The sequence below is a fragment of the Lentzea albida genome (assembly GCF_900111005.1).
Taxonomy (GTDB): domain Bacteria; phylum Actinomycetota; class Actinomycetes; order Mycobacteriales; family Pseudonocardiaceae; genus Lentzea; species Lentzea albida.
Genome location: NZ_FOFV01000030.1, coordinates 12,476 through 39,165, shown reverse-complemented (window position 1 = coordinate 39,165; position 26,690 = coordinate 12,476). Strand labels below are relative to the sequence as shown.

Annotated in this window: 21 protein-coding genes; 10 read left to right on the top strand and 11 right to left on the bottom strand. The window is 70.0% G+C overall.

Translation table 11 applies throughout. The annotated features are described in order from the left end of the window. Positions 1-31 precede the first annotated feature (31 nt). Positions 32-1,663 (bottom strand): phosphoenolpyruvate--protein phosphotransferase, encoded by a 1,632-nt coding sequence (gene ptsP / locus BMY74_RS42090; protein ID WP_089927449.1) that lies wholly within the window; start codon positions 1,661-1,663, stop codon positions 32-34. Between the two features lie 103 nt (positions 1,664-1,766). Here ptsP and BMY74_RS42085 point away from each other — a divergent pair, with 103 nt between their 5' ends. Further along, complete coding sequence (locus tag BMY74_RS42085) at positions 1,767-2,741, top strand: right-handed parallel beta-helix repeat-containing protein (RefSeq protein WP_089927445.1); 975 nt, start codon at positions 1,767-1,769, stop codon at positions 2,739-2,741. Here the strand turns inward: BMY74_RS42085 and BMY74_RS42080 are convergent. Genes BMY74_RS42080 through BMY74_RS42060 form a run of 5 tightly spaced genes read right to left on the bottom strand, consistent with a single transcriptional unit; the run spans position 2,738 to position 7,816 of the window. Continuing rightward, positions 2,738-3,601 (bottom strand): ribokinase, encoded by an 864-nt coding sequence (locus BMY74_RS42080; protein ID WP_089927442.1) that lies wholly within the window; start codon positions 3,599-3,601, stop codon positions 2,738-2,740. The genes BMY74_RS42085 and BMY74_RS42080 overlap by 4 nt on opposite strands. Beyond that, entirely contained in the window at positions 3,598-4,512 is a 915-nt protein-coding gene (locus BMY74_RS42075; RefSeq protein WP_089927439.1) for a substrate-binding domain-containing protein, read from the bottom strand. The genes BMY74_RS42080 and BMY74_RS42075 overlap by 4 nt, the downstream gene beginning before the upstream one ends. A gap of 30 nt (positions 4,513-4,542) precedes the next feature. Beyond that, entirely contained in the window at positions 4,543-5,448 is a 906-nt protein-coding gene (locus tag BMY74_RS42070; protein WP_245786698.1) for an ABC transporter permease, read from the bottom strand. Then, a complete protein-coding gene (locus BMY74_RS42065) occupies positions 5,445-6,854 on the bottom strand; it encodes a sugar ABC transporter ATP-binding protein (RefSeq protein ID WP_089927435.1) in 1,410 nt (469 codons plus the stop codon). The genes BMY74_RS42070 and BMY74_RS42065 overlap by 4 nt, the downstream gene beginning before the upstream one ends. Beyond that, positions 6,851-7,816, bottom strand: coding sequence for a LacI family DNA-binding transcriptional regulator (locus BMY74_RS42060; RefSeq protein WP_245786704.1), 966 nt, complete (start codon positions 7,814-7,816; stop codon positions 6,851-6,853). Before BMY74_RS42060 ends, BMY74_RS42065 begins: the two co-directional genes overlap by 4 nt. 102 nt (positions 7,817-7,918) lie before the next feature. On the opposite strand from BMY74_RS42060, the gene BMY74_RS42055 reads away from it, so the two are divergent. Continuing rightward, on the top strand, positions 7,919-9,970 hold the full coding sequence (locus tag BMY74_RS42055; RefSeq protein ID WP_089927430.1) for a DUF2339 domain-containing protein: 2,052 nt from the start codon (positions 7,919-7,921) through the stop codon (positions 9,968-9,970). A 94-nt stretch (positions 9,971-10,064) separates the two neighbouring features. Further along, positions 10,065-11,144, top strand: coding sequence for a YVTN family beta-propeller repeat protein (locus tag BMY74_RS42050; protein ID WP_089927427.1), 1,080 nt, complete (start codon positions 10,065-10,067; stop codon positions 11,142-11,144). On the opposite strand, the gene BMY74_RS42045 is transcribed toward BMY74_RS42050, so the two are convergent. Next, on the bottom strand, positions 11,075-13,153 hold the full coding sequence (locus BMY74_RS42045) for an MMPL family transporter (RefSeq protein WP_245786703.1): 2,079 nt from the start codon (positions 13,151-13,153) through the stop codon (positions 11,075-11,077). The two genes, BMY74_RS42050 and BMY74_RS42045, sit on opposite strands and share 70 nt — an antisense overlap. A 157-nt stretch (positions 13,154-13,310) precedes the next feature. Here BMY74_RS42045 and BMY74_RS42040 point away from each other — a divergent pair, with 157 nt between their 5' ends. Together BMY74_RS42040 and BMY74_RS42035 are read left to right on the top strand one after the other, a co-directional pair. Beyond that, positions 13,311-14,024: a TetR/AcrR family transcriptional regulator gene (locus BMY74_RS42040; protein ID WP_089927422.1), complete on the top strand. Its 714-nt coding sequence runs from the start codon at positions 13,311-13,313 to the stop codon at positions 14,022-14,024. Positions 14,025-14,052: 28 nt separating this feature from the next. After that, positions 14,053-14,799 (top strand): hypothetical protein, encoded by a 747-nt coding sequence (locus BMY74_RS42035; RefSeq protein WP_218159944.1) that lies wholly within the window; start codon positions 14,053-14,055, stop codon positions 14,797-14,799. A 21-nt stretch (positions 14,800-14,820) separates the two neighbouring features. On the opposite strand, the gene leuS is transcribed toward BMY74_RS42035, so the two are convergent. After that, a complete protein-coding gene (leuS, locus tag BMY74_RS42030; protein WP_089927419.1) occupies positions 14,821-17,598 on the bottom strand; it encodes a leucine--tRNA ligase in 2,778 nt (925 codons plus the stop codon). Positions 17,599-17,848: 250 nt separating this feature from the next. Between leuS and BMY74_RS42025 the strand changes: the two genes are divergently transcribed. Beyond that, entirely contained in the window at positions 17,849-18,253 is a 405-nt protein-coding gene (locus BMY74_RS42025) for an SdpI family protein (RefSeq protein ID WP_342718470.1), read from the top strand. Between the two features lie 70 nt (positions 18,254-18,323). Here the strand turns inward: BMY74_RS42025 and BMY74_RS42020 are convergent, their stop codons facing one another. After that, a complete protein-coding gene (locus BMY74_RS42020) occupies positions 18,324-18,902 on the bottom strand; it encodes a YqgE/AlgH family protein (RefSeq protein ID WP_089927416.1) in 579 nt (192 codons plus the stop codon). Between the two features lie 235 nt (positions 18,903-19,137). Between BMY74_RS42020 and BMY74_RS42015 the strand changes: the two genes are divergently transcribed. After that, positions 19,138-20,481, top strand: a complete 1,344-nt coding sequence (locus BMY74_RS42015) for an MFS transporter (protein WP_089927413.1) — start codon at positions 19,138-19,140, stop codon at positions 20,479-20,481. On the opposite strand, the gene BMY74_RS42010 is transcribed toward BMY74_RS42015, so the two are convergent. Together BMY74_RS42010 and BMY74_RS42005 are read right to left on the bottom strand one after the other, a co-directional pair. Continuing rightward, positions 20,410-20,664 (bottom strand): LuxR C-terminal-related transcriptional regulator, encoded by a 255-nt coding sequence (locus BMY74_RS42010; protein WP_143091946.1) that lies wholly within the window; start codon positions 20,662-20,664, stop codon positions 20,410-20,412. The two genes, BMY74_RS42015 and BMY74_RS42010, sit on opposite strands and share 72 nt — an antisense overlap. 95 nt (positions 20,665-20,759) lie before the next feature. Further along, on the bottom strand, positions 20,760-22,196 hold the full coding sequence (locus BMY74_RS42005; RefSeq protein WP_089927407.1) for a CCA tRNA nucleotidyltransferase: 1,437 nt from the start codon (positions 22,194-22,196) through the stop codon (positions 20,760-20,762). A 42-nt stretch (positions 22,197-22,238) separates the two neighbouring features. Here BMY74_RS42005 and BMY74_RS42000 point away from each other — a divergent pair, with 42 nt between their 5' ends. Genes BMY74_RS42000 through murJ form a run of 3 tightly spaced genes read left to right on the top strand, consistent with a single transcriptional unit; the run spans position 22,239 to position 26,685 of the window. Beyond that, on the top strand, positions 22,239-22,754 hold the full coding sequence (locus BMY74_RS42000) for an NUDIX hydrolase (RefSeq protein ID WP_089927405.1): 516 nt from the start codon (positions 22,239-22,241) through the stop codon (positions 22,752-22,754). Then, the gene (locus tag BMY74_RS41995; RefSeq protein WP_089927402.1) at positions 22,751-25,048 is read left to right on the top strand and encodes a DUF6049 family protein; all 2,298 of its coding nucleotides are present in this window, start codon (positions 22,751-22,753) and stop codon (positions 25,046-25,048) included. The genes BMY74_RS42000 and BMY74_RS41995 overlap by 4 nt, the downstream gene beginning before the upstream one ends. After that, positions 25,045-26,685, top strand: coding sequence for a murein biosynthesis integral membrane protein MurJ (gene murJ, locus BMY74_RS41990; RefSeq protein WP_245786696.1), 1,641 nt, complete (start codon positions 25,045-25,047; stop codon positions 26,683-26,685). The genes BMY74_RS41995 and murJ overlap by 4 nt, the downstream gene beginning before the upstream one ends. The last annotated feature ends 5 nt before the right edge of the window (positions 26,686-26,690 follow it).

The window sequence follows — 26,690 nt, the reverse complement described above, 5'->3', positions numbered from 1 at the left end:
CCCGCGTTGATCACACGATCGGGTGAGGCCCCTAGTGCGGGGCGCGGGCCGCGAGCTTGGCCGAGGCCGGGTCGCCCGCCGCCAGTGCGCCGCGGGCGGCGAGCTGGCAGATGTCCACGCTGGTGGTCGCCAGCTTGGCGCCGACGCCCGTGAGTGCCGTGTGGTTCATGGACAACGACGTGATGCCCAGGCCGATGAGCACGCACGCGAGCAACGGATCGGCCGCTGCCTCGCCGCACACGCCGACGGGCTTGCCGGTGGCGGTGGCCGCCTCGCCGACCAGGGCGATGAGGCGCAGGAGCGCCGGCTGCCACGGGTCGTTCAGCGCCGCGACCCCGCCGAGCTGGCGGTCGGCCGCGAAGACGTACTGCGCCAGGTCGTTGGTGCCGATGGAGATGAAGTCGACGACCTGCAGGATCTCGCGGGCCGACAAGGCGGCGGACGGGACCTCGACCATGACGCCGGCGCGCTGGATGCCGGCGGCGCGGGCCCGTTCGACGAACCAGGCGGCTTCGGCGGCGGTAGCGACCATCGGGGCCATGACCGAGACCTCGGCACTCGAGGACGCCGCCGCGGCGGCGATGGCTTCGAGCTGGCGGTCGAGGACCTCGGGGCGGTCGAAGGCGACGCGCAGGCCGCGGACGCCCAGGGCCGGGTTGGGCTCGGGGTCCGGGTTCAGAAACGCCAGCGGCTTGTCCGCGCCCGCGTCGAGGGTGCGCACCACAACGGGTTTGCCCGCAAACGGCGCCAGCACCGCTTCATAAGCAGCAGTCTGTTCAGCAACGGTCGGTTCCTCCGCCGCGTCCAGGAAGCAGAACTCCGTGCGGAAGAGGCCGACGCCCTCCGCACCCGCGGCGGCAGCGGCTGCCGCGTCGGCCGGGGAGCCGACGTTGCCGAGGACCTTGACGCGGTGGCCGTCCTTGAGCGCGCCGACGCCGTTCCACTGGGCCTTCTGGCCGGTGCCGGCAGCGCGGACCTTGCCGTCGGACTCGCGGATCTGGCCGGTGTCGCCGTCGACGTCGAGAGAGGTGCCTTCGAACGCCAGGATGCCGCGGCACGCGACTACGGCCGGGATGCCGAGCGAACGGGCGAGGATCGCGGTGTGCGAGGTGGGGCCGCCCTCCTCCGTGACCAGGGCGAGGACCTTCGACGGGTCGAGGCCCGCGGTGTCGGCGGGCGCGAGGTCGCGGGCCACCAGCACGGACGGGGAGGTCAGGTCGGGGACGCCGGGCGCGGCCAGGCCGAGGAGTTCGGCCACCACGCGGTCGCGCACGTCCTGGACGTCGCGGGCGCGTTCGGCCATGTACCCACCGGCGGCCTGCAGCGCGGAGATGAACTTCGCGGCGGCCTGGTGGACGGCGCGGGCCGCGGGCAGGGACTCGTCGGACACGAGCTTCTCGGCGGACTTGATGAGCGACGGGTCGCCCGCCATCGCCGCCGTGGTCTCGAGAACGGAGCGCGCGTCGCCCTCGACCGTCTTCGCGCGCTCCATCAGGCGCTGCGCCACGACCTCCGTCGCCGGGCGGATGCGCGCGGCCTCGGCCGCTGTGTCCGCGGGTCGGGGACCCGCGGGAGGTTCGGGAAGGGCCTCCGCGACCCTCACCACGGGACCGGTCGCCCGGCCGCTGCTGACACCGACACCGCTGAGCCGCGTGCTCGACATGGTCTAGACCATACCCTCCGACCGTACACCCAGGACAGTTCAGTGTGCCCAATGGAACGCCCGCGCGTGGAGTAGGCCGTTCGGAGCAGTACCGTGACCAGCCGTGCGCCTCCCGTACGTCCTCGCCGCAACGCTCCTGGCCGCCGGATGCGCGGCGGCCCGACCGGACCTCGGTCCCGAGATCTCCGTCCCGGCGGAAGCGCGCACCATCCAGCAAGCCGTCGACGCAGCAGGCGAAGGCGCGACCATCGTCGTCGCTCCAGGTGTCTACGAGGAGACGGTGCACGTTAAAACCAGGGGTCTGACGATCAGGGGCGCCCGGCGCGGCAGCGTGATCATCGACGGCGAGACCGAGCGCGCCAACGGGATCGTGGTCGCGGCGCCGGAGGTGTCCGTGCAGAACCTGACGGTCCGAAACCACACGTCCAACGGCGTGCTGATCTCCGCGCAACGGGACTTCCGCGTCTCGTACGTGACGGCGAGCAACAACGCGTTGTTCGGCATCCACGCGTTCGACGCGCAGCGCGGCGTGATCGAGCAGAGCTACACGAGCGGCAGTGCGACCGCCGGCATCTACGTGGGCCACTGCAGGCCGTGCGACGTCGTCGTGCGCGGCAACGTCGCCGAACGCAACGCCGTCGGGTACGAGGGCGCGAACGCGTCCGGCGGGATGTTCGTGCTGGGCAACAGGTTCAGCGGCAACCGGGTCGGTCTGCTGTCGCGCGCCGAACGGCAGGACCAGGTCACGATCGCCGGCAACCTGGTCTCCGACAACGACGAGGCGCTGTCGCCCGCGCGGGCGGACGGCGCGTTCGGGGTGGGCATGAGCATCACGTCCAGCCCGAAGAACGTGGTGTTCCGCAACCTCGTCGTCGGCAACCCGAGGGGTGACGTGGTCGTCGGCGCGTCCTCGAAGAAGTCCAGGGCACCACGCGGGATCCCGTTCACGCAGGTCGCCGCGCCGCCCGTCCAGCCGGAGATGCCGGCCGGGCCGTTGCCGGGCAGCGAGCCGGACGCCGAGGCGTACGCGCTGCCGGACGAGGACCTGTTCGACGACCGCGCGGCGGTGCGGTCCTAGCCGATCTCTTCGGCCGTCGGGTAGGACGGCTGCGCGCCCGCCTTCGTGACGGACAGGGCGGCGACCTTCACGGCGTACTCCGCGGCCCGGACCAGGTCGTCGCCGTCGGCGAGCCGGGCGGACAGCGCTCCGGCGAACGCGTCACCGGCGCCGGTCGTGTCCACGACCTCGGCGACCTCGACCGCGGGCACCTCGACGACACCGGACCGCTCGACCACGGCGACACCGCGCGAGCCGAGCGTGACGACGGCCGAGGCGGGGCCGAGGGCGAGCAGGCCGGTCCAGTCCCGGGCGAGTTGCGCGGCCTCGTGCTCGTTCACGACCAGGACCGTGAGCTGCCGCAACGTCTCCGCGGGCAGGTCGGCGACCGGGGACAGGTTCAGCACGGTTCGCACACCGGCCTGCGAGGCGGCACCGATCGCGTGGACCACCGTCTCCAGCGGCACCTCCAGCGAGCACGTCAGCACCCGTGCGCCCTCGAACGCCAGGCCGTCCACATCGGACGGTGCCACGTCGGAGTTGGCGCCGGGCGAGACGACGATGGAGTTCTCGCCGTCCGGGGTGACGGTGATGTACGCGATCCCGGTCGGGCGCGCGGAGGTCTTCACCAGCGCCGTGTCGACGCCGGACGACTCCAGGGACTCGCGCAGCAGCGAGCCGTACCCGTCGTCACCCAGGGCTCCGACCAGCGCGACGGACGCTCCGACGCGGGCGGCGGCCACGGCGGTGTTCGCGCCCTTGCCGCCGGGCAGCACGACGGTGTCGCCGCCGAGCACGGTCTCACCGCCGCCGGGCCGCCTGCCGACCTCGACCACGAGGTCGGCGTTGGCGGACCCGAGAACGAGCAGAGTCTGTGTCACTTGACGAACTCTGCCACGTTCTTCGCCGTGATGACCTTGACCTCGACGTCCACGACCTGCTGGACGGACTCGCCCTTGGCCGCGTGCACGGCCTGCTCGACGGCCTTGGAGCCGAGGAGCTTCGGCTGCTGCGCGACGGTCGCCGCGAGCGTGCCGTCCTGGATCGCCTTCAGGCCGTCCGGCGTGCCGTCGAAGCCGACGACCTGCACGTCCTTGCCGGCACGGGCGCCGAGGGCCTTGATCGCGCCGAGCGCCATCTCGTCGTTCTCGGCGAAGATGCCCTTGATGCCGGGGTTGCCCTGCAACAGGTTCGTGGTCTCGTTGAGGCCCTTGGCGCGGTCGAAGTCCGCGACGGCCGTGGCGACGACCTTGATGTTGCCGCTGTTCAGGCCCTGCTCGAAGCCCTGACCGCGGTCACGGGACGCCGACGCGCCCGGGATGCCCTTGAGGTGCGCGACGTCGCCGGAGGTGGCGCGGCCGAGCTCGATGGCCGCGAGGCTGCCGCCCGAGACGTTGTTGGACGCGACCTCGGCCGCGACCTTGCCGCCCTCGACCGCGCGGTCGACCGAGATCAGCGGGATGTTCGCCGTCTCGGCGGCCTTCGCGGCGGGCGCGGACTGCTTGGAGTCGACCGGGTTCAGGATGATCGCCTTCACGCCCTGCGTCACCAGCGTCTGCACCTGGTTGACCTGGTTCGTCGCGTCGTTCTGCGCGTCGACCACGGTGAGCTTGGCACCGAGCCGGTCCGCCATCTCCTGCGCGCCCTGCTGCAGTTCCACGAAGAACGGGTTGTTCAAAGTGGACACCGCGAGGCCGATGGTGATGTCTCCGGACGCCCCAGTCCCGCTGCAGCCGGTCGCCACGAGAGCAGCGGCACCGAGCGTCAACGCGATCCGTCGGGTCACCTTCATTGGTGTGTTCCTTACCTGTTGCGGGTTTTCTCAGCGACGGCGAAGTGAGTCGAGCAGCGCGGCGAGAGCGATCACCACGCCGATGACGACCTGCTGCCAGAACGGCGGCACCTGCAGCAGGTTGAGGCCGTTGCGCAGGACGGCGAGCACGAGTGCGCCGACCAACGTCCCGGTGGCGCGGCCGACGCCACCGGACAGCGACGCACCACCGATGACCACGGCGGCGATGGCGTCGAGTTCGTAACCGGCCGCGGCCTGCGGACCGGCGGACCCGAGCCGTCCCGCGAGCACGAGGCCCGCGGCGGCGGCGAACAGGCCGGAGAGCGCGTAGATCCAGAGCTTGTTGCGGCGCACGTCGATGCCGCTGAGCTTCGCGGCCTCCTCGTTGCCGCCGATCGCGTACATGCGGCGGCCGAGGTTGGTGCGCGTGAGGATCAGGCCCGTGACGCCGAAGAACGCGAGCATCAGCAGCAAGGGCAACGGGAGGCTGGGCGCGAGGTTCGAGCCGAGGAACGTGACCAGCTCGTCCGTCTCGTGCGGCTGCCCCTCGGAGAACACCAGCGTGAGACCGCGGGCGACGCTGAGCATGGCCAGGGTCGCGATGAACGGCGGCAGCTTGCCGTAGCTGATCAGCGCGCCGTTGACCAGACCGCACAACGCACCCACGAGGAGCCCGACCGGTCCGGCGGTGAGCGCGCCGACCATCGCGGCCAGCGCGGCGATGCTGCCGACGCTCAGGTCGATGCCGCCCGCGACCACCACGAACGTCATGCCGAACGCCATGATCGCGATGACCGCGGCCTGCACGCCGACGTTGAGCAGGTTCTGCGCGTTGAGGAACGCGGGCTGCATCAGGGCGATGACCAGCGCGAGGACCAGAAGCCCCGCGAGGGCGCCGTTCTCGCTGGCGTACTTGCGAATGCTGATCGTGCTCACGCTGGAATCTCCTGCACGGCGAGTGCCATCACCTGGTCTTGGGTCGCGCCCTTGGGCAGCTCACCGGCCACGCGGCCGTGTGCCATGACGACGACCCGGTCGCTCATCCCGATCACCTCGGGCAGGTCGCTGGACACGAGCAGCACGGCCCGGCCCTGCGCGGTCATGCGGTTGATCAGCTCGTAGATCTCGACCTTGGCGCCGACGTCGACGCCCCGGGTCGGTTCGTCGAGGATCAGCACCTTCGGGTCTGCCAGCAGCCACTTGCCGATGACGACCTTCTGCTGGTTGCCGCCCGAGAGCTCCTTCACCGGCTGCTCGACGCGGCCCTTGATGCGGAGCTTGCCCGCGATGTCGTGGAGCCGTTTCTCGTCGCGGTCGTCGAGCGTGACGAGCTCGAGGTTCTGGCCGACGGTCGCCGTCAGGACCAGGCCCTGGCCCTTGCGGTCCTCGGGGACGAGCCCGAGACCCGCCTTGATCGCGGCCTGGACGTTGTGGCGCGGCAACGGCTTCCCGTCGACGGCGACCGTGCCGTGGTCGTAGCCGTCCACGCCGAACGCGGCGCGCGCGACCTCCGTGCGGCCCGCGCCGACCAGTCCGGCGATGCCGACGACCTCACCCGCGTGGACCTCGATGGTGACGTCCTCGAACACCCCGCGCCTGGTCAGGCCCTGGATGTGGAGCAGCGGTGCGCCCGGACGCTGCCGGGCGCGCGGGTACTGCTCGTCGATCGGGCGGCCGACCATCAGCTCGATCATGTGCTGGGTGGTGGCCCTCGGGCCGAGGACGCCGACGCTGCGCCCGTCGCGCAGGACCGTGATGCGGTCGGCGACGCGCTGGATCTCGTCGAGGTGGTGGGTGATGAAGACGAGCCCGACGCGGTTGTCGCGCAGCTGGGCCATGATCTCGAGCAGCCGGTCGGTCTCGGTGTCGGTGAGGACCGCGGTCGGCTCGTCGAGGATCAGCACGCTCGTGTCCTTGTCGAGCGCGCGGGCGATCTCGATCATCTGCTGCTGGGCGATGCCGAGGTCCTTGACCTTGGCGTCCGGGTCGACGTTCAGGCCGACTTTCCGGAGCAGTTCCGGTGCCCTGCGGCGCATCTCGGCGCGGTCGACGAAGCCGAACCTGCGGGGGAGGCGGTTGAGGAACAGGTTCTCGGCGACGGACAGTTCGGGTACCAGCGCCAGTTCCTGGTGGATGACGGCGAGGCTGGCGCGGCCCTCGATCGTGCCGGCGTCGTGGCCGTGGATGCCCGCGAGGACCTTGACCAGCGTGGACTTGCCCGCGCCGTTCTCGCCGAGCAGGACGTGGACCTCACCCGCGTTGATGTCGAGGTCCACGCCGTCCAACGCCTTGGTGGCGCCGAAGTGCTTGGTGATCCCGCGGGCGGTGATCAGGGCGTTCACAGCTCGGCCTCCCCGAGCGAGCCGCGCAGCACGAGCTTCGCGGTCAGGCGGACGTCGTCGGGCTGCTGGCCGTTGATCAGGGCGAGCAGGCTGCGGGCGGCGGCCCTGCCCATCTCGACGGTCGGCTGCGCGACGACCGTGATCGGCGGGTCGAGCAGCGGGAACCACGGCTGGTCGTCGAACACCGCGAGCGCGACGTCGTTCGGGATCTGCAGGCCGCGGGCCCGGATCTCGCCGAGCGCGCCCAGCCCCATCAGGTTGTCCATCGCGACGAGTGCCGTGGCGCCGCCGTCGAGGAGCTTCGCGGCGGCCTGACTGCCGCTCTCCTGCCGGAAGTCGCCGTGCACGACCTGCGCGAGGCCGCCGAGCGACCCCGTGAGCACGTCGGTCCGCTCTCTTCCGGTGGAGGTGTTCGGCGGACCCGCGATCACTCCGATGCGGGTGTGGCCGGCGCCGACGAGCCGCCGGGCGAGCGCGGTCAACGCCTCGCTGCCATCGGCCCGGACGACGGGGCATGTGGCGCCCTTGACCGTCCGGTCCAGCAGGACGACGGGCACGCCGCCTGCGCTCACTTCGCGAACCAGACTCGGGTCGTCGGTCGCGGGGCACAGCAGGAGGCCGTCCACCCGGCGGTCGAGCAGGGTGCGCACGTAGGTGGCCTCCTGCTCGGCGCTCTCGTCGGCGTTTCCGATCACGACGCAGTAGCCGTGTGACCGGGCTTCGTCCTCGACCGCCCGGGCGATCTCGGCGAAGAACGGGTTCAGCAGATCGCTGATGACCAGACCGAGGGTCTGGGTGCTGGTGGTGCGCAGGGACCGCGCCAGCGCGTTGGGCCGGTAGCCGAGCTCCTCGATCGCGGCGAGCACCCGTTCACGGGTCTCGGGCGTCGGCGCGGCATGGCCGTTGAGCACGCGCGACACGGTGGCCGTCGACACGCCCGCGTGCTGCGCGACGTCCTTCATGGTCGTCACGGAGCAGTAGTTAATCGATTACACATGGATCTAGTCAAGCGGATGAGTAGGTGTACGGATGTCACCGGGCGTGCGCTGCCTCACTCTGATCACATGGACGGACAGGATCGCCTCGGGTACGAGCAGCGCCTCGCCCTGGAGCTCGCCGCTATCGGGCAGCGGCTCTCGACGATCAGCTCGGAGATGCGCGAGCACTCCGCCTCGGTGGCAGTGGCCGAGGCACCCGAAGCGGCACAGCCGCCTGCCACGACCGTCCCGACGCCGCCCGCGGGGGTGCCGCAGCAGCCGCCCGTCGGCCTGCCGCAGCAGGCACCTGCTGGGGTTCCGCACCAGCCGCCTGCCGGGGTTCCGCACCAGCCGCCTGTCGGGGTTCCGCCGCAGGTCACGGGCGTGCCGCAGCCGCCGAACCCTTGGTCGTCGCAGGCCGCCGCGTCCGCCCAGCTGCCGCCGACTCCCGCCGGTCAGCAGGTGCCCGGCCAGCAGGTCCCCGGTCACCAGCCGCCCCCGCCCGGCGCCCAGTTCCCGCCGCCTCCGCCCGGCCAGCGGTGGCCCCAGCAGCAGCAGCAGCAGCAGCCGTGGGCCCCGCAGCCCCCGCGCGAAACCCTCTTCGAGAAGCTCGGCAAGGACGGCGCCGGCGCCAAGCTGCTGGCCTGGGTCGGCGGCGCGATCACCGTGCTCGGGTTCGTCCTGCTGCTGGTCCTCGCCGTGCAGCGCGGCTGGCTCGGTCCGTTGCCGCGCGTCCTCGGCGGTGCCGTGGTCAGTGCCGCGATGGTCGGCATCGGCATGCGCCTGCACCGCAACCCCGCCGGCCGGACCGGGGCGATGGCGCTCGTGTTCACCGGTTTCGCCGGGCTCTACCTGGACGTCATCGCCGCCACGAGCCTCTACCACTACCTGCCGGAAGGCGTGGGGCTCGTGCTCGGGCTCGGGGTCGCGGCCTCCGGTGTCGTGCTCGCCCTGAAGTGGGAGTCGCAGGCGCTGGCGGTCGCCGTCGTCGCGGCGTGCGCGTTCTGCGCGCCGATCATCACCGAGGGCTTCTCGGCGCTGCTGGTGGCGTTCCTGCTGGTCCTGAAGCTCGCCAGCACCCCCGTCCAGCTCAGGCGGAACTGGCCCGGTCTCGCGATCGCCGGTGGGTTCCCGCCGATCCTCGCCTCGCTGCTCACCACCGCGAACGCGATTCCGCGCTCGTTCGAGTGGACCGTCGTGGGCATCGCGGCGGCCACGACCGTCGTCGGCATCGCCGTGGCGTTCCTGACGATCCGCAAGCGTCCCGACGACGTCGTCGCCATCGCGTTGGTGGCGGGTTCGGCGTTGCCGTCGTTGTTCGCGACGACGCTGCTGTCCGACCCGGTCAACTCGGTCCTCGCCGGTGCGGTCGCCGCGGTGCTGCTGGCCATCTGGATGGTGCCGGACCTGCCGCGTGCGTTCACGACGGCGGCCGGTGCGACGGGCATGCTCGCGTTGTTCCAGACCACGGTGATCGCGCTCGACGGCAACGTCCGCACGGCGATCGTGCTGGCCGAGGCGGTGCTGCTCGCGTTCCTCGCGGCCCGGCTGAACAAGAAGAGCGCACTCGTCGGCTCGATCGCGTTCGGGCTCGTCGGTTTCTTCATGGCGATCGGCCTGGCCGTGCCGATCACCTGGCTGGTCGAGGAACCGCGGTTCTTCGCCGACGTCACGCCGGGCGACTACGCGGCCGGTCTGGTGACGGCGATCGTGCTGGCCGTCTTCGCGGCCGTGCTGCCGTGGGCCGCGCTGAAGATGCAGGTGCTGCGCGAGCCGGCGAGGCACCCGTTCCCGTGGATCGTGTCCGCGCTCGTGATGCTCTACGGCGCGGCCGGTGTGGTGCTGTGCGCGGCGCTGCTCGTGTCGCCGGACGAGACCGGGTTCCTCTTCGGACACTCGGTGGTCACCGTGTCGTGGACGATCGCCGCGTTGTTCCTGCTGGTCAAGGGGATCAACAACAAGGCGCTGCGGATCTCCGGCCTCGTCCTGGTGGCCGCCGCGGTGCTGAAGCTGGTGCTGTTCGACCTCTCCGCGCTCGACGGCATCGCCCGCGTGCTGGCGTTCCTCGGTGCAGGTCTGGTCCTGCTCACCGCGGGCACCCGGTACGCCAAGCTGGTGTCGTCGGCGAGGAACCCGTGACCGGACCGCGGTCTTACTACGTCCAGGCAAAGATTTCCCTCGACCGAGTGACTGAAGTGGATCGAAAGCACCCGGAAGTGTTCCCATCGGCCGTATGGCAAAGCCACGCCTCGTGGCCGCGGTTCTAGCGCTCTCAGCGGCCTTCGCGGCGACGGGTGTCCACCAGGGACACGACTACACGACCACTTCCTCCGCATCGGTTTCACCGCTTGCGTACGTGGTGGGGAAGACCGGTCTCGTGCAGGTCGTGGACACCCGCAACGGTGCCGTTCTCGTGCAGGCCGACACCGGCGGGCGCGTGACGGGCGTCGCGGTGTCCCCCGACGGACGGCGCCTCTACGTGGTCAACGGGTGGACGGGCGCGATCACCGCGGTCGACCCGTCCACCGGCGAGATCGTCGACAGGCTGTTCACGCAGGTCCAGCTCTCGCACGCGGCGATGCGCCCGGACGGTCAGCGGCTCTACGTCTCGGCGAGCGGTGGCGTCGCGGTGGTGAACCCGGAGAACTTCCAGCTGGTCGCGGTGGTCAAGGCCGGCGGGCAGCCGCAGGGCCTCGCGGTCCACCCGGACAACAAGGTCCTCTACGTCGCGAACTCGCAGGACGGCACGGTCGGTCTGATCGACACGGCCACGGCGTTCCAGACGTCGACGGTGCAGGTCGGCGGACTGCCGCAGCACCTCGCGCTCTCCCCGGACGGCAAGCGGCTCTACGTGAGCGGCCTGCGGCTCGGGAGCACCACGCCCGGCACGTTGTCGGTGATCGACACGACCACGAACCAGGTCGTCGGCGCGGTGGAGGTCGGCAGGGGAGCGGGCAGCATCGCCGTCACCCCGGACGGCGCCACGCTCTACCTGACGCTGCCGAAGGAGCGTTCGGTCGTGGTGGTCGACGCGGTGACCATGACCGTGCGCGAACGTCTGTCCATCGACTCGCCGAGCGTCGCCATCGCGCCGGGTGACACGAGGGTTTTCCTCGCGACCGGCGCGACGACGACGGTGCTGGACAGCACGAACGCGGTGCTCACCACGTACCGGATGAAGACGGGTGAGCTGCAGGAGGCGAGGCCGCGTCCGTTCGACGCGGCCGTGGTCGCCTTCCCGCCTCAGCCGACCGGGACCGGCTTGCGCACCTCGTCGTCGAAGTCGTCCAGGTCGTCCACCGGCTCGTCGTGAAGCGCGAGGCGTTCCTGGATCTTCTTGAGCGGGCCGGGTGACCACCACGCGGCGTTGCCGAGGAGCTTGAGCACGGCCGGCACGAGCAGCATGCGGACCACGGTGGCGTCGAGCGCCAGCGCGAGGATCATGCCGACGCCGACGAACCGCATCATCGCGACCTGCGAGAACGCGAACGCGCCCGTCACCACGATCAGCAGCAGCGCGGCCGAGGTGATCACGCGGCCGGTCTTGGCGAGCCCGGTGGTCACCGCCTCCTCCGTCGTCGCGCCCTGGCCGCGGGCCTCGACCATGCGGGACAGCAGGAAGACCTCGTAGTCCGTCGACAGACCGAACACGATGGCCGCCATCAGCACGACGATGCCGGACTCGAGCGGCCCCGGCGTGACGCCGAGCCAGTCGGCGCCGTGGCCGTCCTGGAACACCCACACCAGCACGCCGAACGTCGCCGACAGCGACAGCGCGCTCATGACCACCGCCTTGATCGGCAGCACGACCGAGCCGAACGCGAGGAACATCAGGACCAGCGTCGCGCCGACCAGCAGCGTGATCATCAACGGCAGGCCGTCCGCGATGGCGTCGAGCGAGTCGCTGACCACCGCGGTGTTGCCGCCGATCAGCACCTCGGCACCGGCCGGGGGCTCGAGCGCGCGGACGTCCTTGAGCGCCTGCTTCGACTCCTCGCTCAGCGCGTCGTTCTCCAGACCGGCGGACGCGGCCGTGACGCCCTTGTCCGAGCCGGTCGGCTGGACCTCGCCGACGCCGGGCACGTTGCCGACCTTGCCCAGGAACTCCTGGACGGCGGCCTGCTCACCGCCCTGGACGACGACCTTGAAGCCGGTGTTGGAGAGCGCGGAGAAGTTCTGGTTGATGTTCTCGGTGGCCACGCGCACGGCGTTGCCCTCGGGCAGGACCTTCTCGGTGACCTGGCCGAACTGCACGCCGAGGAACGGCGACCCGAGCGCGATCAGCACACCGATGATCGGCACGGCGATCAGCACGGGGCGCTTCATGACCGCGCCGCTGAGCTTGCGCCAGCCGCGTTCGCTCGGCTCCTTCTTGCGCCACGGCATCGCGAGCTTGTCGACCCGCTTGCCCAGCACACCCAGCAACGCGGGCAGCAGCGTGATCGAGACCAGCGCCGCGATCGCGACCGACGCCACACCGCCGTACGCGAGGGACTTCAGGAAGCCGTGCGGGAAGAGCAGCAACCCGGCCAGCGCGATGACCAGCAGCGTCGCGCTGAACACGACGGTGCGGCCCGCACTCGCGACCGTGCGTCCGACGGCCTGTTCGGTCGTCCGTCCCTGCGCGAGCTCCTCGCGGAACCGGCCGACCATGAACAGCCCGTAGTCGATCGCCATGCCGAGGCCGAGCAGCGACGCGACGTTGACGGCGAACGAGTTGACCTCGGCGAAGAGGGCCACGGCGTGCAGCACGCCGAGCGCGCCCATGATCGCGAGGCCGCCGACGACGACCGGGAGGCTGGCCGCGACCAGTCCGCCGAAGATGACCACCAGCAGCAGCAGGACCAGCGGCAGCGAGAAGATCTCCGCGCGCGTCAGGTCCTCCTGGGACATGTCGTTGATGGCCTTCTGGGTGGGCACGAGCCCACCGACCTGCCGGCTGAAGCCGTCGATCGCGAGCTGCGGCTCCACGTCCTGGAACTGCTTGATCTGCTCGTTCGAGTCACCGCTGGTCAGCGTGATGGCGACGAGCGCCTGCTGCTTGTCGTCCGACGGCACGGGACCGACGGCCTTGAGCACGTCGTCCTTCGGGAAGCCGCTGATGTGGTCGGCGATCTTCTTGAGCTCGAGCGGATTCGCGAAATCGCCACGATAAATGACGATCACATCACCGTTCTGCCGCCCGAACGCCTCCTCGGCTACCTTGTCGGCCCGCGCAGCCTCACTGGAAGGAGCTTCGTAGCCACCCTGGCTGAGCTTGTCGAACACGCCGATGCCCCACACGCCGCCGAGCACCGCGAGCAGTACGGTCGCGATCAACACCACCCACCGGCGGCGATATGCGATAGAGCCCCACTTCGCGAACATCGACGACGGCCTCCTGGGTTACCGTGCTGTAAATCCCGTGAACTCTTGTAAACACCGTTCACTAAAACCGTACGGGGCGGTGGACGGGGTCTACAACCCGATGGAGTGACATATGACCGAGGCCACTCGCCGAGAACGACTCCGCGCCGAGACCGAGCGTGAGATTCGGCAGGCGGCCCGCGCCCTTTTGGTCGAAAGCGGCCAAGATGCGGTTACCCTCCGTGCGATCGCACGCAAACTAGGCATCACCGCCCCCGCGCTGTACCGCTACTACGACTCGCACGACGCCCTGCTGCGGCAGCTCTGCGACGACATCTGCGCGGACATGGCCGCCGCCCTCTACGCGGACCTCGCCGCGGACACGTCAGGCGAGGTCGGGTGCAAGGTTCGCGCGGTGTGCCACGCCTTCCGCCGCTGGGCACTGGCCCACCCGCAGGAGTTCGCGCTGGTGTTCGCCTCCCCGCGGGACCCGCTGGGGGCCGACCAGTTCGGCTCGGTGTTCCTGCAGCTGGCGGGGCCGCTGATCGCGTCCAACCAGGACGCCAACCACGTGGACGAGCCGGTGCCCGCCGTGTTGCACGAGGACCTGGTGCGGTTCCAGCAGGTGCTGCGGGACGCGGTGGCGGAGCACGGCGTGACGCTGGCGGACGAGGTGCTCAACCTCGGGAAGATCTACCACGTGGTGCAGTCGTGGGTGCGGCTGTACGGACACGTGGCCCTGGAGGTGTTCGGGCGGTTCCCGTTCGCGGTGAGCAACCCGGAGCCGATGTTCGACAGCATGCTGGACCAGATGCTGGCGGACATCGGGTTCGCGGAGAACGGCTGAAACTGGACACCGATGTAGCGCGGACCGGGTGTTCGACGACATACGCCCCGTGGTCGACGCCGAGAACTCCGCAGCTCCTGCCGATCCCCCTGCCGCTCTCGACGAACCGGAGTCGTCGGGCGGACCGGGCCAGGCCATCCTCGACCTGGTGGACAAAGCCATCGGCCTGCAGACGTCGATGGTGCGCAAGAACATCGCCCGCGCCCGCCAGCGCAACCCGGAGGCGACGCCGGCAGAGGTCATCGGCACCCTCGAGAAGATGTACGTCAGTGCCCTGACGAGCACGGGAGCCGCGGTGGGAGGTGCCGCGGCCGCGCCCGGCTTCGGTACCGGGATCGCGCTGGCGTTGTCGGCGGGGGAGGCGTTGTCCTCGCTTGAGCTGAGCACCTTGTACGTGCTCTCGGTCGCCGAGGTCCACGGCGTCCCGCTCGAGGAGATCGAACGCCGCCGCACCCTCGTGCTGGGGATCCTGCTCGGCGAGGGCAGCTCCAAGACGATCGGCAAGGTCGCCGAGCGCACCGGACAGCACTGGGCCCGCCAGCTCGTCAACTCCGTGCCCGTGACGACCCTGAAGCAGATCAACAAGGTCCTGGGCAGGAACTTCGTCACCAAGTACGGCACCAGGCAGGGCATCATCGTGCTCGGCCGGGCGGTTCCGTTCGGCATCGGCGCGCTGATCGGTGGCGGTGCGAACGCCACCATGGCCACTCTCGCCGTGCGGGCTGCCAGGCGTGCGTTCGGCCCGGCACCCGAGTCGTGGCCGACGCAGCCGTAGCCGCGCCGGCCCTCCTCGTCGCTACAGAACGATGTTCACCAGGCGGCCGGGCACCACGATCACCTTGCGCGGCTCGCCACCCGCGACCAGCTCGGCGATCTTCTCCTCGGCCAGGGCCGCGGCCTTGATCTCGTCCTGCGCCGCGGACGCCGACACGACGACCCGCGAGCGGACCTTGCCGTTGACCTGGATCGGGTACTCGACCGTGTCCTCGACCAGGTACTGCTCGTCGGCCTTCGGGAACGGGCCGTGCGCCAGCGAGCCGTCGTTGCCCAGCTTCGTCCACAGCTCCTCGGCCACGTGCGGGGCCTGCGGCGCCAGCATCAGGACCAGGGGCTCCGCCAGCGCGCGGGGCGTGCCGGCGGCGTAGTGCTTGGTGACGTAGTTGTTCAGCTCGATCAGCTTCGCGCCCGCCGTGTTGTAGCGCAGGTTGGCGTAGTCGTCGTGGACGCCGGCGATCGTCTTGTGCAGCAGGCGCAGCGCTTCGGCCGAGGGCTCCTCGTCGGTGACGCGCAGGGAGCCGTCGGTCTCGTCGACCAGGTTGCGCCACAGGCGCTGCAGGAAGCGTTGTGCGCCTACGACGTCCTTGGTCGCCCACGGGCGTGAGACGTCCATCGGGCCCATGGACATCTCGTAGAACCTGAAGGTGTCTGCGCCGTAGCGCTCGCACATCTCGTCGGGCGTGACGACGTTCTTCAGGCTCTTGCCCATCTTGCCGTACTCGCGGTGGACCACTTCGCCGTTGTAGGTGTACTTGCCGTCCACCTCGACGACCTCGTCCGCGGGCACGGGGGTGCCGCGGTCGTCGCGGTAGGCGTACGCCTGGATGTAGCCCTGGTTGAACAGGCGGCGGTACGGCTCGTCGCCGGACAGGTGGCCCAGGTCGAACAGGACCTTCTGCCAGAAGCGCGAGTACAGCAGGTGCAGGACGGCGTGCTCGACGCCGCCGATGTACAGGTCGACGCCGCCCGGGTCGTTCGCGCCGTGCTCCGCCGTGCGCGGGCCCAGCCAGTACTTCTCGTTCTCCGCGTTGACGAACCGCTCGGTCTCGACCGGGTCGACGTAGCGCAGCTGGTACCAGCACGAACCCGCCCAGTTCGGCATGGTGTTCGTGTCGCGGCGGTAGGTCTTCAGGCCGTCGCCCAGGTCCAGCTCGACGGTCGTCCACTCGGTGGCGCGCGACAGCGGCGGCGACGGCTCGGTGTCCGCGTCCTCCGGGTCGAAGGTGCGCGGCGAGTAGTCGTCGACGTCCGGCAGCTCGATCGGCAGCATCGACTCGGGCAGCGCGATGGCGGTGCCGGCCTCGTCGTAGACGACCGGGAACGGCTCGCCCCAGTAGCGCTGGCGGCTGAACAGCCAGTCGCGCAGCTTGAACTGGACGGTGCCGCGGCCGTGGCCCTGCTCCTCCAGCCACGCGATGATCGTCTTCTTGGCCTCGTCGATGGCCATGCCGTCCAGGAAGCCCGAGTTCACGGCAGGGCCGTCGCCGGTGTAGGCCTCGCCCTCGAAGCCCTCCGAGGGCTGGACCGTGCGGATGATCGGCAGGTCGAACTTCTTCGCGAAGTCCCAGTCGCGCTGGTCCTGGCCGGGGACGGCCATGATCGCGCCGGTGCCGTAGCCCATCAGCACGTAGTCGGCGATGTAGACGGGGATTTCCTTGCCGTTCACCGGGTTCGTGGCGTACGCCCCGATGAAGACGCCGGTCTTCTCCTTGTTCTCCTGACGGTCCAGTTCGGACTTCAGGGACGCTGCGCGCCGGTACGCGGCGATGTCTGCCACGCGATCGGGCGACGCAATCTGGTCCACCAGCTCGTGTTCCGGTGCCAGGACCATGTAGGTCGCGCCGAACAGCGTGTCCGGACGGGTCGTGAAGACCTCAATGTTCTCGCTTCCCACCGCAAATCGGACTCGGGCACCGTGCGAGCGCCCGATCCAGTTGCGCTGCATGGCTTTGACCTTGTCGGGCCAGTCCAGCCGGTCCAGGTCGTCGATCAGCCGGTCCGAGTACGCGGTGATGCGCATCATCCACTGGCGCAGGGATTTCCTGAACACGGGGAAGTTGCCACGTTCACTGCGACCGTCCGCGGTGACCTCTTCGTTCGCCAGCACAGTACCCAGTCCGGGACACCAGTTGACGGGCGCCTCCGACATGTAGGCCAGGCGGAATTCGCCCAAGATCCTTTGCTGGTCGGCAAAAGACAGCTCAGACCACGTGTGGCCGCCGGGAACGTCCCGCTCGCCAGACTCGAACTGCGAGATCAACTCGGCGATCGGACGAGCGCGCTTCAGGTCGGCGTCGTACCAGGAGTTGAAGATCTGCAGGAAGATCCACTGAGTCCACTTGTAGTACTCGGGGTCGATCGTCGAGATGCGACGGCGCTCGTCGTGACCCAGCCCCAGCCTGCGGATCTGGCGCAGGTAGGTGTTGATGTTGTCCTCGGTGGTCTTGCGCGGGTGCTGACCCGTCTGCACCGCGTACTGCTCGGCGGGCAGGCCGAAGGCGTCGAAACCCATGGTGTGCAGCACGTTGCGGCCGTTCATGCGGTGGTACCGCGCGAAGACGTCCGTGCCGATGAAGCCCAGCGGGTGGCCGACGTGCAGGCCGGCGCCGCTCGGGTACGGGAACATGTCCTGCACGAACAGCTTGTCCGCGGGCACGTCACCCTTGAGCGCGCCGACGGGGTTGGGCGCGTAGTAGGTGCCGTGGTCCTCCCAGTACCGCTGCCACCGCTCCTCGATCTGGTTCGCCAGCTCGGCGGTGTAGCGGTAGGCGGGGATCTCCGCCGCGTCCGTGCTCATTTCAAGGTCCCTCTCACGTCTGTTCCTGCCCCTGACATGACGAAACCCCCCAGCCCAGATGGGCATGGAGGGTGGCCGCGCCGACCGTCTCTCGAACAGGTCGTCGCGGCTAGATAAGGAGCAGGCGGGCCGTGCTCATGTCGTCAACGGTATCAGCGCAGCGCAAGCGCGATGCACTCGGCGGTGGCCTGAGGCACATCTGCACGGGGTGAGGTCGAGGTGAGCGCGGGCACCGGCTTACCCTCATGAGGTGAACATCGTGCTGTCGGTCGTCCTGGGTGTGCTCGGCGTCGCTCTCGGCGCGGTCGGTCTCATGGGTCTGCAGGGCAAGCTGCGCCGCAACCGCTTCCTCGGCGTGCGCACGGCCGCCGCCCTGCGCGACGAGGAGACGTTCGCGCTGGCCAACAGGGTCGCGGGCGTGCCGAACATCGCAGCAGGCGCGGTGGCGATCGTGTCGGGCGCGATGGCGTTCGTCATGGCCGACCTCGCCGTCACCGCCGGCATCATCGGCCTGGTCGGCGCGCTGGCGATCGCGTTCGCCGGCGGGGTCGTCGGCAACCGAGCGGCGGAGGCGCTGCCGGAGCCGGTCAAGCCCAAGGGCTGCGGTGGCTGCGCCTGCGGTGGTGGCGGGTGCTCGCCGCTCGCCGGGCTCTGACGCTCCTGCAAGCACCAAGGCCGGGTCACTGGGTGATCCGGCCTTTTTCGTGGGCGAGGTTTCACGTGAATCAGTTGTCGCGGACGTCCTTCGGGTAGGTCGACAGCAGCGCCAGCGGCATGCCCTGCCGGCGCAACACCCTGCCCCACAGGTCGACGTTCGCGCCGACCAGCACGTCGTCGGCCAGGCCGGTCACGACGATCCAGTCGCCGCGGTCGATCTCGCCCTGCAACTGGCCCTCGCCCCACCCGCTGTAGCCCGCGAACACCCGCAGGCCGCGCACCAGCGGCATGAGGTCGTCGGGTTCGGCGTCGAGGTCGACCAAGGCGACGGGGCCTTGTACCGCGACCAGACCTTCCACGCCGGACGGGTCGGTACCCGGCTTCAGGGCCGCGAGGCATAGCGCCGTCTTCTGCTCGACCGGGCCGCCGATGTGGATGCACTGCGGCTTCGTGACGTGCGGGCCCCACGGCGGCAACACGTCGTGGACCGCCACCTCGGAAGGGCGGTTCAGCACGACGCCGAGGGTCCCCTCCGGACGTTGATCGATGATGTACACGACAGTGCGCGTGAAGTTCGGGTCGTTGAGGCTCGGAGCGGCCACCAGCAGGGAGCCTGACTCGACTTCGACTTCGTCATCGGGACGCACGTCACCATGAAATCACTCGTGATCGCCGGAACAACTCAGGCCCGCGTCCCGTTAGACTGAGGTGTCGGATGTCTTTGTGTCCCCCGGGCTCAACAGACAACCGCCTTCGCGGAATACCGTTCGGCTGGAGCCGCGTAGTGCATCGCGCCGTGAGGCGACCTGGCATCCGGCACCAGGAGAGCCGGGCCGAGAGGTCCGGCTTTCGTGGTTTTCACCACCACGCGCATAGAGTGCAATGGTGACAACGCTTGCGGTGGAGAAGCACCACTGGGGATCACGCCGGTTCCTCGGCATTCCCGAGTACCGCAGGCTCCTCGCCACCCGCCTCGCGTCGCAGTGGGGTGACGGGCTTTTCCAGGCAGGGCTCGCCGGCGCCGTCCTGTTCAACCCCGAACGGCAGGCCGATCCGGCGGCGATCGCGGCCGGGTTCGCGGTGCTGCTGCTCCCGTACTCGCTGATCGGGCCGTTCACCGGCGCCCTGCTGGACCGGTGGGACCGCCGCAAGGTCATCGTCGTGGCCAACGTCACGCGGGCCGCGTTCGTCCTGCTCACGGCCGCGGCGGTCGGTGCCGGGTTCAGCGGGCTGCCCCTCTACGTCTCCGCGCTCATCGTCATGGGCATCGGCCGGTTCGTCGGGTCCGGACTCTCCGCGTCACTGCCGCACGTCGTCCCCGAGGACCACCTCGTCGAGGCGAACGCGCTGGCCACGACGGCCGGCGCGATCATGGCCGTGATCGGCGCCGCGTGCGCCATCGGGTTCCGCACGGTGCTCGGCGCGGGGGACGGCGGGTCGGCGTGGACGACCAGCATCGCCGTGTTCGGGTTGCTGCTCAGCGCGTTCATCGCCAGCCGGTTCAAGCCGGGTGTGCTCGGGCCGGACGAGGTCGACGAGCCGCACAACGCCATCAGCGCCGTCGCGCGCGGCCTGGTGGACGGCGCGAAGGCCACCTGGCGCACGCCGAGCGTCACGGCCGGGCTGGCCGCGCTGCTCGCGCACCGGGCCGCGTTCGGCATGAGCCTCATGATCACGCTGCTGCTGATGCGCTACAGCCTGGAGGACGTCGGCATCCTCAAGGCGGGCATCGGCGGGCTCGGCGAGGTCGCCGTCGCGGGCGGCGCGGGTGTGCTGCTCGCGGGCGTCCTGACCGACCGGATCGTCGACAGGTTCGGCGTCCGGCGCACGATCTGCGGCGCGTTGCTGCTCACGGCCGCGGCCCAGGTCGGGCTCGGGCTGCCGATGACACTGGTGACCATCCTGCTGGCCAGCTTCGTCATCATCTTCGCCGGTCAGATCGTGAAGCTGTGCGTGGACACCGCCGTGCAGCACGACGTCGGCGACGAGGTGCGCGGGCGCGTCTTCGCCCTCTACGACACCCTCTTCAACATCGCGCAGGTCACGGCGGTGTCGATCACGGCGACGGTGGTCCCCCTCGACGGGCGCTCGCCCGGCCTGATCCTCGTCGCCGCGTCCCTCTACCTGGTCGGACTGGGCGCCTACCTGTTCCTGTCAGCGCGGAAACGGCAGGTGCAGCATCCCGGCCTCGTGCGCGAAGACGACGGCCGCCACTCGATCGGGTAGATCCAGGCGCCGCAGGATCTCGGCCACCTCGTCGGCCACCTGCTGCTGCCCCATGCCGAGCACGCGCGCTATCTCGTGCTCGGCGTGACCGCGTGCGAGACACCGCAGCACGGCCCGTTGGTCGTCGGTCAGAACTTCCAGGTCGTAGACGGCAGGACCTGCGGAAAGTCCCCAGGCGAACATCTGCACCACCCCCCATGCGCCCTTCGACGCACTTCAATGGTGCCTCCCCGCGCTGACACTTCGCTAACGCGGGGATTGCATTCGCTCACAATCCGTTACGACGCCGGCGGTGTGATGCCCTGTTCGCGCGCCCAGTCGAGCAACGCGGCCTCGGCCTCGTCGCGCTCCAGCGGCCCCCTGTCGAGCCTGAGCTCCTTGAGGTACTTCCAAGCGGCACCGACCTCACGGCCCGGCGGCAGGCCGAGGAGCTTCATGATCTCGTTGCCGTCGAGGTCCGGGCGTACGCGCGCGAGGTCTTCCTCGGCGGCGATGCGCGCGATGCGTTCCTCGAGAGAGTCGTAGGTGCGGCGCAGCAGGTTCGCCTTGCGCTTGTTCCGGGTCGTGCAGTCGGCACGGACCAGCTTGTGCAACCTCGTCAGCAGGTCACCCGCGTCCGTCACGTACCGGCGCACGGCCGAGTCGGTCCACTCGCCGTTGCCGTACCCGTGGAACCGCAGGTGCAGGTAGACGAGCTTGGCGACGTCCTCGGTGATCTCCTTCGAGAACCGCAACGCCCGCAAGCGCTTGCGGACCATCTTCGCGCCCACGACCTCGTGGTGGTGGAACGAGACGCCGCCGCCGGGCTCGAACTTCCGGGTCGCCGGTTTGCCGATGTCGTGCAGGAGCGCGGCGATCCTCAGCACCAGATCGGGTGACTGATCAACATCTTCAAGATCAATTGCCTGTTCCAGCACAACCAGCGAGTGGTCGAAGACGTCCTTGTGCTGATGATGTTCGTCGATCTCCAGCTTCATGGCCGTGAGCTCGGGCAGCACGATGTCGGCCAGCCCGGTCTCCACCATGAGCTCGATGCCGCGGCGCGGGTGCGCGCCGCACAGGAGCTTCGAGAGCTCCACCTGCACGCGCTCCGGCGTGATGCGGGTGAGCTGGCCTGCCATCGACCGCATCGCCTCGACCACCCGCGGCGCGGCCGTGAAGCCGAGCTGCGAGACGAACCGGGCGGCGCGCAGCATGCGCAGCGGGTCGTCGCCGAACGACTCCTGCGGGGTCGCCGGGGTGTCCAGCACGCCCTCGCGCGCGGCGGCCAGTCCGCCGGTCGGGTCCACGAACTCGGACGCCGCGATGTCGTACGCCATCGCGTTGACCGTGAAGTCGCGCCGGACCAGGTCGCCGTCGATGGAGTCGCCGAAGGTCACCTCGGGGTTGCGGGTCACGCCGTCGTAGACGTCCGCGCGGAAGGTCGTGATCTCGATGATCTCGCCCTGCTTGGACGCCCCGACCGTGCCGAACGCGATGCCGGTGTCCCACTGCGCGTCGGCCCAGCCGCTCAGCAGTTTCTGGATCTCCGCAGGTCGCGCGTCCGTCGTGAAGTCGAAGTCGTTCGTCGGGCGCCCGAGCACGGCGTCGCGCACACTTCCACCCACGAGGTAGAGGCGCTTGCCCCCGGCTGCGAACCGGGCGGCGAGCTCGGCGACGACTGGTGTGATGGCGGGCTTCTCCACCACCGCATTCTGCTGGAGCGATCGAGACACGAGAAACCAGCGTACTTAAGGTTCGTAAGTACGATCGGCCGTATGTCCCCGTCAGCCGCGCGTTCCGGGAGTCCCACACCGGGACGCCGGAAGAGGCGTCGGGGCCGGAGGCTCAAGACCGTCGACGAGACGTCGGCGGGTGGCCTGGTGCTCGACGGGGAGCAGCGGGCGGCGGTGATCGGCAGACTTGACCGGCGGGGCCGGTTGCTGTGGTCTTTGCCCAAGGGTCACATCGAGGCCGGCGAGACCGCGGAACAGACCGCGGTGCGCGAGGTCGCCGAGGAGACCGGTATTCATAGCAGGGTGCTGCGCCCGCTGGGGTCGATCGACTACTGGTTCGTCGCGGACGACCGCCGGGTGCACAAGACGGTTCACCACTTCCTCCTCGAAGCGACGGGGGGAGAGCTTTCCGACGAAGACGTGGAGGTCACCGAGGTGGCGTGGGTGCCACTCGGCGAACTGGACGAGCGACTCGCGCATGCCGACGAGCGCCGCCTGGTCCGCCGAGCCGCCGAACTGCTCTCCGACCGCTGCCGGGACGGAGCGGAGTCGGCGTGAGCCTGAGGAAGCTCGTCTGCACAGCCGCCGTCGCCGCGTTCGTGGTGATCGCAGCGCCGCCCGCGAGCGCGCAGCAGTCACAACCGGACGAAGTGGACGCGCTGCCGTTCATGCCCGCGCCCGCCACCCAGGTGTGGGCGACCAGATCGCTCTCCGCCCAGCCCGGCCAGGCGCAGCCGCAGTTCCTGCGGCTCGACATCGGCCAGCTCACCCCCCGGTTCGTGACGAGCGACTCCCCGTCGACCGTCAAGATCACCGGCAAGATCGTCAACGTCGGCGACCGCAAGGTGTCCGACATCGTGCTGCGCCTGGAACGCGGCGAGCCGCTGGCCGGCGAGGACGACCTGCGCAACGCGTTGCGCGAGCCCGCTGCCGCCGAGGCCGTGCAGCCGAAGTTCACGCCCGTGGCCGGTGAGCTCCAGCCCGGTGAGCAGAAGGACTTCACGCTGGAGGTGCCGCTGCGCGGTGCCGACGCGACGTCGCTGCAGGTCGACCAGCCCGGCATCTACCCGATCCTCGCGAACATCAACGGCAGGCCGGACTTCGGCGGCCAGGCGCGGCTCGCGGCGCTGTCGACGCTGCTGCCCGTGCTGGGTGTGCCCGGCGGCGAGACCAAGGGCAAGGTCGGCGCCGGCGCGAAGATGACGGTCCTGTGGCCGATAGCGGACCGCCCGCGCCTGGTCAGGCTCGGCGGCGAGGGCCAGTCCGAGCTGGTCGACGACGACCTCGCGACGTCCCTCTCGGTCGGCGGCCGGCTGTACGGCCTGCTGCAGGCCTACGAGCAGGCGATCTCGCAGATGAGCACGGCCATGTGCCTCGCCATCGACCCCGACCTGCTGCGCACCGTCCAGGCCATGAGCACCGGCTACAGGGTGCGCGGCGGCGCCGAGGGCAAGGGCCAGAGCGAGGCGGAGCTGTGGCTCGACCGCCTCAAGCTCGCCGTGACGGGCCGGTGCGTCGTCGCGCTGCCGTACGCCGACGCCGACCTGGTGGCGTTGAACAGGGCGAAGCTCGCCACCATGCGCACGCTCGCCGTGACCGACGGCCCCAAGCTCATCCAGGACGTGCTGGGCGTGCAGCCGCTGCCCGACCTGGTCTGGCCCGAGGACGGCGTGCTCGACCAGTCGACGTTCGACGAGCTGGTCACCCCGCAGCCCGACAAGCGCTACCCCGGGGCGAAGTCGCTGCTCCTGGACCCGACGGGCCTCGCCGACGCGCCGGGCACCGCTCCCGTCGGCATCGGCGGCAAGACGCCGGTCACCGCGGTGAAGATCGACTCGATGGTCTCGGACGCGCTGCAGGGCAGCGACTCGCGGCCGCGCACGCTGTCCGGCGTGACCGCGCCGGTCGAGAGCCAGCCGGTGTCGGTGCAGAACGCGCTGTCGGTCCTGGTGTTCCGCGCCGGCTGGCAGGGCGACGGCCGCAACGTGCTGGTCGCGCCGCCGCGCCGCTGGCACGCGCCGCTCTCGGAGATGACCGAGTTCCTGACCGCCGCCCAGAAGCTGCTGGCCGGCGGGTACGCGACCCAGACCGGTCTCGCGGAGCTCACCAGCGCCACCCCGTCGGTGACGAACGCCAAGGTCGCCTACCCGCCGGAGGCCGGTGCCAGGGAGATCTCGGCGATCATCTCGGACTCCGTCACGAACCAGAGCGTCGAGCTCAACGGCCTGGTCGCCGCCATGCAGCAGGAGGACACCGCGCACGCGTCGCCCGCCGACCTGGCCGACCCGCTGTGGCTCGGGCTGCTGCGGGTGATGTCCGGCGCGTGGAGGGGAAACGAGCAGGGCGCCCGGTCCGCGGCCGAGATCAGCCAGGGGGAGATCGACCAGCTCACCGGCATGGTCGGCGTGACGCAGCCGAACAGCCCCATCCTGCTGGGCTCCGGCGACAGCCCGATCCCGATCACCATCACGAACAAGCTCGACGTCCGCGTGACGGTCCGGATCAACCTCGCCGACACCCCCGGCATCCGCAAGCTCGACCTGGCGGACCAGGTGCTCCCCGCCCGCGGTGAGCGCGTCGTGCGGGTGCCGGTCGAGGTGCTGCGGTCCGGCCGGTTCCCGGTCAACGTCCGCCTGACCACTCCCGAGGGCGTCCCGCTCGGCGACACTGTCAAGCTGGAGGTGTCGTCGTCCGCGTACGGCACCATCACAGTGATCGTCACCGTGCTCGCCGGGATCGCGCTCGTCCTGCTCTCGGGGCGGCGCATCTACAAGCGGGTTCGCGCCCGCAACGGCGAGAACGGCGACGCACCTTCCATCGAGAACGTCACACCGGAGAAGTCGAGCGCGTGAGCGAGACAGCCACGACCACCCAGCCAGAGCAGCAGAAGCAGCAGCCGTCGGTCGCCAGGGCCAGCGGCTCGATGGCGATCGCGACGATCGTCAGCCGGGTCACCGGCCTGCTCTCGAAGGTGCTGCTGGTCGCGGCACTGGGCATCGGCACCCTCAACGACTCCTACCAGGCGGCCTCGACGCTGCCGACGATGATCAACGAGCTCCTGCTCGGCGGCATCCTGACCAGCGTCGCGATCCCGCTGCTGGTCCGCGCCGAGAAGGAGGACGGCGACGGCGGTGAGTCGTACGCCCAGTGGCTGATCAGCATGGGCACGGCGATCCTCGGTGTCGGCACCGTGATCGCGGTGGCCTGCGCGCCGCTGCTCACCTCGCTGTTCATCGCCGACTCGCCGAACGCGAACCGGGACCTGGTCACGGCGTTCGCCTACCTGGTCCTGCCGGGCATCGTGTTCTACGGCCTGACCGCGCTGCTCAGCGCGGTGCTCAACGCCCGGCACGTGTTCGGCCTGCCGACCTGGGCGCCGGTGCTGAACAACCTCGTCGTGATCGCGGTCCTCGGCGTCTACTGGATGCTCCCGGGCGACATCACGCTCAATCCCGTCTCGATGACCGACAGCCACGTGCTGGTGCTCGGTCTCGGCACCGCGCTCGGTGTGGCGGTGCAGGCGTCGGTGCTGATCCCGGCGCTGCGCAAGACGGGCTTCCGGTTCAAGTGGCGGTTCGGCTGGGACGCCCGGCTCGCGGAGTTCGGCGGTCTCGCGTTCTGGGTGCTGCTCTACGTCGGCCTCGGGTTCGCGAGCCTGACGGTGCTGACCAAGGTCGCGACGCACGGCGACGGCGCCCTGGCCGCCTTCAACTTCCAGTGGTTGATCGCCCAGGTGCCGTACGGCGTTCTCGGCGTCTCGCTGCTGACCGCGCTGATGCCGAAGATGAGCCGGGCGGCGGCGAACAACGACAACGACGCGATCGTGCGCGACCTGCTGTTCGGCAACCGCATGTCGTCGATCCTGCTGATGCCGTTCAGCGTCCTGATGACGGTCTCCGGCGTGGCGATCGGCCTGGCGGCGTTCGGGTTCGGCAAGTCGGGTGTGGAGGGCGGCACGGCGGTCGGCCTGGCGCTCGCCCTGTCGGCGTTCGGCCTGGTGCCCTACGCGATCACGTTGCTGCAGATCCGGGTCTTCTACGCGATGAAGGACGCGCGCACGCCGACGTTGATCCAGGCGCTGATCGTGGCCGTCCGGATCGCGTTGCTGTACTTCTTCCTGGCGGTGTCGGAGCCCGAGCAGCTGGCCGTCGGCGTGTCGCTCGCGATGTCGCTGAGCTTCGTCTTCGGCGCGGTCGTCGGCCAGGTCTGGCTGCGGATCCGCCTCGGCCGCCTGCGCACCGGCTTCACCATCTGGACCATCTGCCTCACGGTGGTGGCCTCCGCGGTCGCCTTCGCGGTCGCCAAGGGGGTGAACGTGCTGCTCCTGGACCTGATCGCGTTCTCCAACCCGGTGGTGGCCGCCTGGTTCGAGACCATCCTGGTGACGTTGATCGGTCTGCCGCTCGCGTTCGGCCTCCTGGCCGCGTTCCGGGTGCCGGAGATGAAGCCGGCGATCGACAAGATCAACCGTTTGGTGCGGCGAAGGTGACTCCA

Excerpts from the sequence above, each read along its gene's own strand:
- BMY74_RS42055 (WP_089927430.1), top strand. The coding sequence starts at position 7,919 with ATGGACGGACAGGATCGCCTCGGGTACGAGCAGCGCCTCGCCCTGGAG.
- BMY74_RS42015 (WP_089927413.1), top strand. The coding sequence starts at position 19,138 with ATGGTGACAACGCTTGCGGTGGAGAAGCACCACTGGGGATCACGCCGG.
- BMY74_RS42075 (WP_089927439.1), bottom strand. The coding sequence starts at position 4,512 with ATGAAGGTGACCCGACGGATCGCGTTGACGCTCGGTGCCGCTGCTCTC.
- BMY74_RS42060 (WP_245786704.1), bottom strand. The coding sequence starts at position 7,816 with ATGAAGGACGTCGCGCAGCACGCGGGCGTGTCGACGGCCACCGTGTCG.
- BMY74_RS42010 (WP_143091946.1), bottom strand. The coding sequence starts at position 20,664 with ATGTTCGCCTGGGGACTTTCCGCAGGTCCTGCCGTCTACGACCTGGAA.
- leuS (WP_089927419.1), bottom strand. The coding sequence starts at position 17,598 with ATGAGCACGGACGCGGCGGAGATCCCCGCCTACCGCTACACCGCCGAG.
- BMY74_RS42000 (WP_089927405.1), top strand. The coding sequence starts at position 22,239 with ATGTCCCCGTCAGCCGCGCGTTCCGGGAGTCCCACACCGGGACGCCGG.
- BMY74_RS42040 (WP_089927422.1), top strand. The coding sequence starts at position 13,311 with ATGACCGAGGCCACTCGCCGAGAACGACTCCGCGCCGAGACCGAGCGT.
- BMY74_RS42050 (WP_089927427.1), top strand. The coding sequence starts at position 10,065 with ATGGCAAAGCCACGCCTCGTGGCCGCGGTTCTAGCGCTCTCAGCGGCC.
- ptsP (WP_089927449.1), bottom strand. The coding sequence starts at position 1,663 with ATGTCGAGCACGCGGCTCAGCGGTGTCGGTGTCAGCAGCGGCCGGGCG.